The sequence below is a fragment of the Thermosipho globiformans genome (assembly GCF_003990895.1).
Lineage (GTDB): Bacteria > Thermotogota > Thermotogae > Thermotogales > Fervidobacteriaceae > Thermosipho > Thermosipho japonicus.
On the sequence record NZ_BHXD01000010.1, the window covers coordinates 74,301 to 85,820 of the forward strand.

9 protein-coding genes and 1 pseudogene are annotated in these 11,520 nt (G+C 28.4%); 5 read left to right on the forward strand and 5 right to left on the reverse strand.

Annotated elements, in window-relative coordinates; all coding sequences use genetic code 11:
• The first annotated feature begins 51 nt into the window (after positions 1–51).
• The 5 genes and pseudogenes from EO083_RS07735 to EO083_RS07755 all read left to right on the forward strand — a co-directional run bounded on the left by EO083_RS07735 (position 52) and on the right by EO083_RS07755 (position 6,369).
• Entirely contained in the window at positions 52–816 is a 765-nt protein-coding gene (locus EO083_RS07735; RefSeq protein ID WP_126993584.1) for a sulfite exporter TauE/SafE family protein, read from the forward strand.
• A 64-nt stretch (positions 817–880) separates the two neighbouring features.
• Complete coding sequence (locus EO083_RS07740) at positions 881–1,501, forward strand: hypothetical protein (protein WP_126993585.1); 621 nt, start codon at positions 881–883, stop codon at positions 1,499–1,501.
• Positions 1,502–1,537: 36 nt separating this feature from the next.
• Positions 1,538–2,932, forward strand: coding sequence for a dipeptidase PepV (gene pepV / locus EO083_RS07745; RefSeq protein WP_126993586.1), 1,395 nt, complete (start codon positions 1,538–1,540; stop codon positions 2,930–2,932).
• Between the two features lie 385 nt (positions 2,933–3,317).
• Positions 3,318–4,171: pseudogene (locus tag EO083_RS07750) on the forward strand (aldo/keto reductase).
• A gap of 38 nt (positions 4,172–4,209) precedes the next feature.
• Entirely contained in the window at positions 4,210–6,369 is a 2,160-nt protein-coding gene (locus tag EO083_RS07755; RefSeq protein WP_126993587.1) for a beta-glucosidase, read from the forward strand.
• 86 nt (positions 6,370–6,455) lie between these two features.
• On the opposite strand, the gene EO083_RS07760 is transcribed toward EO083_RS07755, so the two are convergent.
• The 5 genes from EO083_RS07760 to pcp all read right to left on the reverse strand — a co-directional run bounded on the left by EO083_RS07760 (position 6,456) and on the right by pcp (position 11,090).
• Positions 6,456–7,067 (reverse strand): DUF2202 domain-containing protein, encoded by a 612-nt coding sequence (locus EO083_RS07760; protein ID WP_126993588.1) that lies wholly within the window; start codon positions 7,065–7,067, stop codon positions 6,456–6,458.
• Positions 7,068–7,384: 317 nt separating this feature from the next.
• Entirely contained in the window at positions 7,385–8,416 is a 1,032-nt protein-coding gene (locus EO083_RS07765; RefSeq protein WP_126993589.1) for an L-Ala-D/L-Glu epimerase, read from the reverse strand.
• Between the two features lie 14 nt (positions 8,417–8,430).
• Positions 8,431–9,750 (reverse strand): transglutaminase-like domain-containing protein, encoded by a 1,320-nt coding sequence (locus EO083_RS07770; RefSeq protein WP_126993590.1) that lies wholly within the window; start codon positions 9,748–9,750, stop codon positions 8,431–8,433.
• Positions 9,751–9,766: 16 nt separating this feature from the next.
• A complete protein-coding gene (locus tag EO083_RS07775; RefSeq protein ID WP_126993591.1) occupies positions 9,767–10,447 on the reverse strand; it encodes a Crp/Fnr family transcriptional regulator in 681 nt (226 codons plus the stop codon).
• A 28-nt stretch (positions 10,448–10,475) separates the two neighbouring features.
• On the reverse strand, positions 10,476–11,090 hold the full coding sequence (gene pcp / locus EO083_RS07780) for a pyroglutamyl-peptidase I (RefSeq protein WP_126993592.1): 615 nt from the start codon (positions 11,088–11,090) through the stop codon (positions 10,476–10,478).
• Between the last annotated feature and the right edge of the window lie 430 nt (positions 11,091–11,520).

Below are 11,520 nucleotides of genomic sequence, written 5' to 3' on the forward strand. Positions count from 1 at the left end.
AAAATGAGGTAAAATTTAGTTAGGAATAAAAACAAAAAGGAGTTGACAAAATTGGATCTAACAATTTTTGAATATTTATTTTTGTTTTTCATGATATTTTTTGCAGGTTTTGTAGATTCTATAGCAGGTGGTGGAGGCCTTATTTCACTTCCTGCTTACTTATTTTTAGGAATCCCTTCTCATAATGCACTTGCAACTAATAAGCTCTCATCTTCGATTGGAAGTATTTTTAGTACGCTTAGATATGCAAAAGAAAGATACGTTATATTCGAAATTGGGATTATTTCGTCTATTTTTTCGTTTTTAGGTTCTTTCTTTGGTGCTAGACTTGCTCTTTTAATTTCAGACTCTTATCTAAAAATAATTATTTCTGTTTTAATTGTCTTTGTTGGCGTTTTTATGTTAATGAATAATAGAAAAAAGGTAATTAGTAAAATTCCTGAAACTTCATTTAAAAAGAAATTTTTTATTTCAAGTTTTATAGGTTTTATAATTGGAATGTATGATGGCTTTTTTGGACCTGGGACAGGTACTTTTTTAATAATTATGTACACTAGCTTTCTTTCATTTGATTCAATAAGTGCTAGTGCAACAGCAAAAATTGTTAATTTATCTTCCAACATTAGTGCACTTATTACTTTTTTAATTAATGATAAGGTGCTTTTTTATATAGGGCTTCCTGCAGCATTTTTTGGAATTTTAGGAAATTGGATTGGTTCAGGATTAGCTATAAAGAAAGGGGATAAAATAATAAAACCGATTGTGTTAGTAATATTATTTTTGGTAGTTTTTAAATCTTTAAGAGATTTAATTTAATAATTTTATTTTAATGCCTCCATTATGATATAATTTTAGTAACTTATTTTTTGGAGGCGATATTATGAAAAAAATCATAGTTTTTTTATTACTTGTTTTTACTATATTTTTATTTTCAACAACAATAGATTATGTATTGGTTGTTCCAAGTGATGTCTTAGTTTCTGAGATCACTAGTTTGATCGATAATTTAGAGAGTTACGATTTTAAAATATCTCTTACAGATTATGGTTTGAGTAAAAAAAATTATGAATATCTTTATTCGCCATACGATAAGTATTTTAAAAATCATATTTTGATACTTTTAAGCTATTTTTCTAATAGAGATGTTAATTCTGATTATATTTTGCCATTAGATTTTGTTTCTGAGTATCAAGTACAAGGTGATCTATATCTATATTCGGTATCTTTATTTGACTCGGATTTGAATTTACTTTATAATGCTTTTAATAAAATAGCTTATGATTCAAATAATTCAATAAATTCTGAAGCGTTAACCATTTATAGTTATCTATCTAGTTTGTTAAATTCAATGTTTGAGGATGACTCTCCAAAAAACTATGATATAGACTATGTAATAGCATCAGTTTATATTGATACACATGATGAAGGTTATCTAGTTTTTGAAATTGGATTTATTTCTCAAAATAATAGAAAAATTGATTTAGTATATTATACTTTTTAGTTTTTAAAAAGAATTTATAAAATAAGGAGGTTGACTATGGAAAAAATTGTTGAAGATGCAATTGATAAACTTGTTGATAAGTATTTTGATGAAATATTAGAAAATCTTGAAAAGCTAATTGAAATTAAGTCGGTGATGGGACCGGCAAGTCAAGATGCACCATTTGGAGTAGGGCCTGCAATGGCATTAAGTGAAGCATTAAAAATTTCAAAAAAGTTAGGTTTTGAAACTAAAAATATTGATTTTTATGCCGGACATGTTACTTATGGAAATACAGGTAAACTTTATGGAATATTAGGACACTTAGATGTAGTTCCAGAAGGGGATGTAGAAAAATGGGAAACAGATCCTTATAAACTTGTAATTAGAGATGGAAAAATGTTTGGAAGAGGAGTTTCTGATGATAAAGGACCAACTATTGGAGCTTTGTATGCTTTAAAGATCGCATCTGAGTTGGTAAAAACTCCAAAAAACACTGTTAGATTAATTTTTGGAACAAATGAGGAAAATGGTTCAAAATGTTTAAAATATTATTTCAAAAATGAACCATATCCAGATGCAGCTGTAACACCTGATGGAACATTCCCACTCGTTTATGCAGAAAAAGGAAATGCGACTTATAAAATAAGTACTTATCTTAGTAATGATTATAATACTAAACTGATAAAGATGAAAGCTGGGACTGCAGTCAATGTTGTTCCAGAAGAATGCAACGTAGTTATAGAAACTGATAAGGTAAATGAAATAGCTTATCTTGTTGAGAACTTTAATACAAAGTGTAAATTAAAATATGAAGTTAATGGGAATAGAATATCAATAACAACTATTGGGAAATCTGCACATGCTTCAACTCCACAACTTGGATTAAATTCTATTGCATGTATGTTAAATCTTTTATCAAACATTGATTTTGGTAAGGATAACTTTGTAATAAGAGTTTTGAATGAAAAACTTGGTTTGGATATTAATGGTATCGGTCTTGGTATTTATGCTAGAGATATTGCAAGTGGAGAACTTACTTGTAATTTAGGAACGATTAACCTTGAAAATGGATATTTAGAAGCCAAAATTAATATAAGATATCCAATATTTATGAATGTTGAAATGATTACTCATCAAATTAAAGAAGCTTTTAAAGAATTTGATGTTTTGCAAGTTTCACATAGTAAACCGTTGTATGTTTCTAAAGACAGTGAACTTGTAAAGATGTTACTTAAAGTGTACAGAGATGTTACTAAAGATGAAACAGAACCTATAGCATTGGGTGGCGGAACGTATGCAAAGTCTGTACCTTATGGTGTAGCATTTGGTGCTGTATTTCCTGGAGAAGATACAGGCATGCATCAACCAAACGAACATTGGTCGCTAGAATCTTTTAAGAAATTTATTAGAATATATGCAAGACTGATTTATAAGTGGTTGACTGAGTAATAAAAGTTTTTAGTGGTATATAAAAATACTCCAAAAAATGCTAAAATATCATTTAATATTCTGAATTCTAAGTATGAAGTAAAATAGAAAAACACCTCCAAAATAATCTATTAAAGCCAACAGGAGGTGTTTTTTTTAAAGGTATTCTTAAGATTGAATATATTTGTCGAAATAAGAAATTTATGTTTTGAGACTTTAATTTGTTTTAAGAAAAGAGATATAAAATTATGCATATCTTATTTTGAATAATTAATAAAAAACGTTATTAACATGATTTTTTATGTAATTTATTACATATATATAATTAAAATTAGAAAAGTAAATTCATTTTAAAGAGGGATGGTGAAAAATGATGGTGAAATTAAGTAGAGTTATTCATGGTTTAATGAGAGTTAAAAGTTGGAACTATACCACAGAAGAGTTGTTAAACTTGATTTATAAGTTAATAGATTTAGGTGTTACAACATTTGATCTTGCAGATATCTATGGAAATTATGAGGCTCAAAAAATTTTTGGAAGAGTACTAGAAAAAGATCCTTCTTTAAGGAAAAAATTCAGTTAATTTCAAAAGTTGGTATTGTTTTACTTTCAAATAAACATCCTAATGTGTATGTAAAACATTATGATACATCAAAAAAGCATATTATAGAATCTGTAGAAAAGACTCTGAAGAATTTGAGGACTGACTATATAGACGTTCTTCTGATTCATAGACCAGATCCATTGATGGATGTGGGAGAAATTTCTGAAGCCTTTGAAAAATTAAAGGAAAGAGGAATGGTGTTGTCTTTTGGTGTTTCAAATTTTTATCCAAATCATATGTCTTTGTTTGTTGAAAAATTATCATTGCCTTTGTTATACAATCAGATTGAAATTTCTCTATGGAATGTAGATTCTTTTTTTAACGGAACTTTGGATTATTGTCAAGAAAAAGGTATTTTACCAATGGCTTGGTCTCCAGTTGCAGGTGGAAGATTGTTTAAGGAAGAAGATAGAAGAAAAGATGAAAGGATTTTAAGAATTTATAATGCACTTGTTGAGGTTGCAAAAAATCATTATGCAACTCCTGAGCATATAGCATATACATGGCTTTATAAGCATCCTTCAAAAATTTACCCTGTTGTAGGTAGTGGAAAATTTGAAAGAATAAAAACAGCTGTTGAGGCTTTAAATATAGAGCTTGATAGGCAAGAATGGTTTTATTTATTGAAATCTTCAAGAGGAATAGACGTATTATAACGAAATTAAAATGAGAATTTTGGCAAGGAGGAATAATAATGTATGTTGAAAAAATAATTTCACAAATGACTGTTGAAGAAAAGTTAAAACTTTTAGTGGGAGTAGGACTTCCTGGAATGTTTGAAAATAAGGCATCTAGAGTACCAGGTGCAGCTGGTGAAACTCATCAAATAGAAAGGTTAAAAATACCTTCCACTGTTCATGCTGATGGCCCAGCAGGTTTGAGAATAGATCCTGAAAGAGAAAATGATAGTAATAAATATTATGCAACTGCATTTCCTATTGCTTCGATGCTTGCATCTACTTGGAATAAAGAGATTTTGTTTGAAGTTGGAAAAGCAATGGGGAATGAAGCTAAAGAATATGGAGTTGATTTTTTGCTTGCTCCGGCAATAAATATACATAGAAATCCTTTGTGTGGGAGAAACTTTGAGTATTATTCGGAAGATCCAATTTTGGCAGGTGAGCTTGCATCTGCTTTTGTAGAAGGTGTTCAGTCAGAAGGCGTTGGGACAAGCTTAAAGCATTTTGTTGCAAATAATCAAGAAACAAATAGAATGAAGATAGATACTATAGTATCAGAAAGAGCATTAAGAGAAATTTATTTAAAAGGATTTGAAATTGTAGTGAAAAAAGCAAAACCATGGACGGTTATGAGCGCTTACAATAAATTAAATGGAAAATATTGCTCTCAAAACGAATGGCTTTTAACAAAGGTTTTGAGAGAAGAATGTGGATTTGATGGTTTTGTAATGAGTGATTGGTTTGCTGGTGATAATCCTGTTGAACAAATAAAAGCAGGTAATGATTTAATTATGCCTGGCAAAACTTACAATGTTTTTAAGAATAGAAAAGATGAAATTGAAGAGTTGAAACTGGCATATGAAAAAGGTGAAATTACAGATGAAATTATTAACGAAAGGGTAAGAGCAATTTTAAATATTTTGGTAAAGACATTATCATTCAAAAGATATAAATATTCTAATGCTCCAGATTTTGAAAAGCATTCTAAAATTTCTTACAATGCTGCCTCTGAAGGAGTTGTTCTTTTAAAGAACAACAATGTTTTACCTTTTAGTGATGATGCAAAAGTTTCAATTTTTGGAACGGGTCAAATTGAAACTGTTAAAGGTGGCTTTGGTAGTGGAGATACACATCCAAGATATACTATAAATATTTTTGAAGGTTTTAAAGAAAAAGGAGTTAAAGTTGATGAAAAAATTGGAAATTTTTATAAAGAGAAAGTATTTGAACTTAGAAATGGTAAGTATAAGCCAAATTATGTTAATGAATTCAATTTAAAAATTCCTCCAAAATTACCAGAAGATATTTTGGATGAAAGTATGATTGATAAAGCGTCTGAAACAAATGATTTAGCTATTATTGTAATTAGTAGAATTTCTGGCGAATTTGTTGATAGAAAAGCTGTAAAAGGAGATTATTATTTAAGTGATGATGAAAGAAAGCTTATAGAAAATGTATCTAAAAAATTTCATAGTAAAAGAAAGAAGGTTATAGTCTTACTTAATATAGGTGGGCCTATAGAAATTGCAAGCTGGATTGATTTGGTGGATGGATTACTACTAATCTGGCAACCAGGGCAAGAAGCTGGAAGAGTTGTTGCAGATGTCTGTCTGGGAATTGTAAATCCTTCTGGAAAACTTCCAACAACCTTTCCAAAGGATTATCAAGATATTCCTTCAAAGTCATTTCCTGGCAAACCAGTTGAAAATCCATTAGAGGTAGTATATGAGGAAGATATTTTCGTTGGCTATAGGTATTATGATACTTTCCAAATCGACACATTATTTGAGTTTGGATATGGTCTTTCATATACTAAGTTTGATTACAGAAATTTGATTGTAAAACATGATGAGGAAAATGTCGAGATTTGTTTTGAAATTGAAAATAGTGGTAATGTTGAGGGTAAAGAAATTGCTCAGGTTTATGTGAAAGCTCCTAAAGTAAGGTTAGATAAACCATTTCAGGAATTGAAAGGTTTTTATAAAACGAAAATGTTAAAACCAGGCGAAAAAGAAAAAGTATCAATAAAGATTGCATTAAAGGATCTTACAAGTTTTTGTAAGGATAAATGGGTACTTGAAGAAGGAGAATATAGAATGAGAGTCGGGGCTTCATCAAGAGATATAAGGTTGGAAGAAAAAGTATTTTTAAAAGAAAAAGTATTTAATTTATAAAAAAGGTTTAATGAAAAAGTATAAATCCCCATCTATTATTATGGAAGATGGGGATTTTTGTTTTTAATATATTATATAATTTTTACTCAAAATTTTAAAATTTCTCTAAATCTTTCCAATGATATAAATTGCGGAGTAAAAGTTTCGCCGAGCTTATCAAGATTTTTTATGAAAGATCTCATATGATTTTCTGATCCCTTCATTAGATTGTTGTAAATAAATTTGACATCTTCATTATCGGTACTTTTTAATAATTCTTCTAAATCAAAAATATCTAGATCTTCAATTGTTGCTCCTACTTTTAAAGCATCGCTTAATGATTTTTTTCCAAGTGATACAAGTTCATTAAATAAATTTTGTAGTTCTTCATTTTTAAATACTCCGATATTTTCAAAATCTTCATTAATTATTGGATCTTCAAGATTATACTTGTCAATTAAAGCCTTTACTGCATCCATATGACTTTGCTCAGATTGCGTAATGTTATAAAACACTGGTAAGCCCCATGCTTTATATAACTCCAAATAAACATCTCTTGCTAATTTTTCTTCTTCCCTCATCTGCATTATGCCCTCTACTTCACTTGCAGAGAGTGTTTCATATGGTAAAGAATTTACCTGTTTATCCACAGTTAAATTTCCAGCAAATAAAACAATTGATAAAAAACTTAAAACTACAAAAGCTATTCCTTTTTTCATGTTAATCACTTCTCCTTTTATGGTATTTTTCTCTGACAATTTTAATCTTACACTAAAAAGCTTAATAAATACTTAAAGAATACTTAGGATTTACTTAGAAATGGATTTAAAAAATAAAAAATCTCAAAAAACGTAGATATATATTATATGAGGGGAATAAGATTAAAGAAAACAGAAAATTCAAGCAATATACAATATATATTTGTTCAACATGTGTTTATATCATTCAAAAAATGAAAAACTAAAAAAGTTGGCTAAAACTAGCCAACTTTTTCAAAAGAATTATATTTTCGAATATAAAGTTTTTTTACAAACAGTTATATTGCTATGTGATAAGGAATTTCTGTTTTATATTTCCCTCTAAATTTTTCTTCTTTTATCATTAATGCGCTATCAAGATCATGAAAATCAAACGCGCCAGTTCCAAGTGCAAAATGAACACTTTGATTTATGCCTAAACTGGATTCTCCCATGCATCCAATCATTAAATGTAAATTTGCTGCTTTTACAATTTCGACTATAGCCAATGCATCAGAAATTCCACTTTTCATGAGCTTAATGTTTATATAGTCAACTGCTTCTTCTTTTATTAACCTCATAACGTCATATTTTGTTTTTGCACTTTCATCTGCTCCAACAGGAAATGGTGAATGGAACCTAACAAATTTTAATCCTTCTATATCATGTGCTTTTACTGGTTGCTCAAAGACATTTATATCTATTCCTTTTTTGTATAATTCATTCACAAAAGTAATAGCTTCTTTTGGAGTATATCCCATATTGGCATCGACAATATATTTTGCACCTTTTGTTTTTTCATAAATTCTTTCAATGGCTTCGATATCTTCTTTTAAATTTTCACCAACTTTTATTTTTATTACTCTAAATCCTTCTTTGAAAATTTTCACTGCATCATTTACTCTATCATCTATTGTACCAATTGAAACTGTTTTATCAGTTTCAATTTTTTCTCTAGCACCACCTAATAATTTATAAACTGGTAAGCCTATTTCTTCAGATAATGCGTCTAAAACAGCATATTGAACTGCTGCTTTAATGCTTGGAAAGGCAAAAAATTTATCCAAAATATCGAAAATTTGTCTGTAATTTTTGACATCAAACCCTTTTATCATATCATTTATAATAGGTTCAAGTGCAGGTAGAGTTTCTACTTTTTCTCCATTTACTCTAAAAGACGGAGATGCTTCTCCAAAACCAAGTATACCGTTTTCTAATTCGATACACACCTCAATGTTGCTTGTTTTAGTAGAGATACTATTTGTAATATGAAATGGTTTTTCATATTCGAAAGTATTTAATTTGAATTTTACTGATTTTATTTTTCCCATTTTTCATTCCCCCTTTATTTAATTTCTTTGAATGTTAAAATTTCAATTTCAGATTCTGTGTCTATAATATAGCCATCTTTACTTTCCATTTCGCCAACCTGGTTATCATATGGATCGTTTCTGAAGTATTTTTTCTTTGGATAAAAGTCAGCTTGAAAATCAAGATTTGCAAACATCCTAAATCCATCCAAATTACCAAAATAGAACATTCTCATTTCTTCGTTATCTCTTCTGCTTCCTCCAAAAGATAAATCTACTGGGATCCATCCAAAATCTTTAAGGTATATTAATGCCCAATCATGAGGAGATGCACCATAAGGGGTTGCAAACCATCCTGATTGCCATTTTGCAGGTATACCAGCTAGTCTACATATCGTTATGAATGTAATTGCATAAAATCCACAATCTCCACTAAATACTGTTGTAACGTATTCAGGAATATTGTCATAAAGAGCGTAAGGAAGAACATAGGAATAATAAACGTTTTTGGTGAGATAATCATATATGTTTTTTGCTATTTCATAATCATTTTTTGGTTTTACGCCTTTTAATATTTTTTGGAGAATTTCTTTCAAATATGGTGTGAATAAAACATGAGGAGGTTTTTCAGATAAATCAGCTTTTGTAGGTTTGTATTTGTACTTTGAATTTTCTCCAATCCACTCCGAAACATTATAGCTAAATTCAACCCAAAAAGTTTCAGTATCTTTTCCCTTCATGTGTACTGTTTTTTGTAAAATTTTTGGAGAAGACAAAACATAATCATGGCTTGCATTAGTTATTTTTACTGAAGTTTGTTGAAATTTTTCAAATGGTACAGGAAGCCAAACAGAAACATCTTCGTCTTTAGGATTTTTTCTTTTAATTGAGATTTTAGCAGAAACAGAGTAAGTTTTTTCTTGCTTAGTTTTTAATAATCTTACTATTGCTTCATTAGTTAATTTTCTAAGATCGCTCCTATTTTTATCTTTTTTCTGTCTTTTTTTGTATTCGTTTAGTGTAAACCCTACGTTGTAATGAAATCTTTCTTGGAATCTTTTTTTTCCGTTAATAAATCTAAAATCAATATATCCATTTTCTAGAAGAGTTTCAAATTCTTGCTTTTTTGCACTTTTAAAATTCTTTTTAAAAAGTTCAAAAGCTTCTTTTTCACTATATGGATAAGCTTTTTCTAAAAGGTCTAATCTAAAGAGTTCAAACTTCAAACGTTTTTTCAATGATTCTGGAATAGGTTTTTTGAGTCTCTTTAAAATATTTTCTTTAGCTTGCTTATGCATACCAAGATTTATAAGTTTTTCAATATCCTTTGGTATGGGTGTTGTCAAAAATTTCATGTTTTCCCCCCTATTTTTAAAATGATTTATCAAGTTTTTCAAGTTCTTTTAGATTTTTTATAATTATTTTTTTGTGATCTATTGAAATTATTCCTTTTGAAATTAATTCATTTAACGTTCTTGATACAGTAATGCGTGAACATCCAATTATATTTGCTAATTCTTGTTGGGTTAGAGGAAAGTTGATTATAATTTCATTTCCTTTTTTTATTCCCTGTTGAGCTGCTAGTCTAAGTATAGTATTTGAAATTCTACCAGTTGAGTCGTTAAAAGTCATATTTAACATTTGAAGTTCAATTATCCTTAGCTTTCTAATAATACTTTTCATGAAAAATCTGTAAAGTATAGGATTTTTTGATAAATGTTCTTCAATTACATTTTTTTCAAGAATTGAAATCTTTGAATTTTCTACTGCTGTAGTAATTATATTAAATTTACTTTCACCGAAATAATCAATTTCACCAAATATTTCTCCAGGTTGAAGATAAAATAAAATTTTTTCTAACCCTTCTTTGTTAGTAAGAAACTGTTTGATTTTTCCTTTAATAACTATACCAATAGTTGAAATAGGAAGTTCTATTTCGTTATTTTTTTTAATATCTACTATTTTTCCACTTTTTTCTAATAAAAGAAAAGTTTTTCTTAGTTCTTTTTGTTTTTCTTTATCGAATATTGATTCGTATAACAAAGTCTGCATATTAAAATCCTCCGAAGTAGTTAGTATATCAAACATTTGTTTCTCTAGTTATTGATTTTATAGCACAAGTTAGAGCTGTAACAATGTTATCTAAAGACATACTAGGGGTATTTTTCTTATTAATTACTTGTTGTGGTAAATATGGAACATGAATAAACCCACCTTTCATATTTTTGTATTTTTTGTTTATAAGATAAAGTAGCCCATACATTAGGTGATTGCATACAAAAGTACCAGCAGAATTTGAAATCGAGGCCGGAATGTTGGAATTTTTTATTTCTTCAACCATTTTTTTAATTGGTAAATTAGAAAAATAAGCATTTTCACCATCTTCGAAAATAACTTTATCTTTTGGAGTATTTCCTTCATTGTCTGGTATATTTGCATCATCAATATTTATTGCAACTCTTTCTACAGTTATTTCATATCTTCCACCTGCTTGACCTACACAGATTACAATATCTGGCTGTTCTTTTTCAATTAATTCTTCAAGGACTTCAATGCTTTTTCTAAATACAGTTGGAATTGATGCTTTAATTATTTGTACATTATCAATATTGTTTGGTAATTTTTTAACTGCTTCAAAAGAAGAATTGATTTTTTCTTCGCCAAAGGGTTCAAAGCTGGTAACTAAGATTTTCATATAATAACCTCCAATACATTATGTTTTCATTTAAATTATATACAATTTTTCTACAAAATTTTGTATCTTGTGATACAAAATAAGGATTAAGTTTAGAAATGTAATACATAATATGTAATCGCTTACAAAAAATAAGCTATTATTAAGAAAGTTAAGAATTTTAAAAATAATTATATTTAATTACTTGTAATATTGAGGGAATGGATTTGGAAAAATTGTTTAAAATATGATAATCTTCTAACAGTAAATGTAAGCGATTACAATAAATAAGGTGCCGAAATTATAAAAAAATCTTTAGTTATTTCTTTAATTTTTATTAATTTTTTGTATTTGCGATAAAATAAAATATTTTGGACCCTGGCCAAAGTAAAAAATAGGTTAAATTAGAATATAAAAAAAGGGCTACACCTGCTAAAATTATTTTTGTACC

Bases quoted from the DNA above. Each gene is read 5' to 3' on its own strand.
- EO083_RS07770 (WP_126993590.1), bottom strand. From the start codon at position 9,750: ATGAAATTTTTGACAACACCCATACCAAAGGATATTGAAAAACTTATA.
- EO083_RS07755 (WP_126993587.1), top strand. From the start codon at position 4,210: ATGTATGTTGAAAAAATAATTTCACAAATGACTGTTGAAGAAAAGTTA.
- EO083_RS07740 (WP_126993585.1), top strand. From the start codon at position 881: ATGAAAAAAATCATAGTTTTTTTATTACTTGTTTTTACTATATTTTTA.
- pcp (WP_126993592.1), bottom strand. From the start codon at position 11,090: ATGAAAATCTTAGTTACCAGCTTTGAACCCTTTGGCGAAGAAAAAATC.
- pepV (WP_126993586.1), top strand. From the start codon at position 1,538: ATGGAAAAAATTGTTGAAGATGCAATTGATAAACTTGTTGATAAGTAT.
- EO083_RS07765 (WP_126993589.1), bottom strand. From the start codon at position 8,416: ATGGGAAAAATAAAATCAGTAAAATTCAAATTAAATACTTTCGAATAT.
- EO083_RS07760 (WP_126993588.1), bottom strand. From the start codon at position 7,067: ATGAAAAAAGGAATAGCTTTTGTAGTTTTAAGTTTTTTATCAATTGTT.
- EO083_RS07775 (WP_126993591.1), bottom strand. From the start codon at position 10,447: ATGCAGACTTTGTTATACGAATCAATATTCGATAAAGAAAAACAAAAA.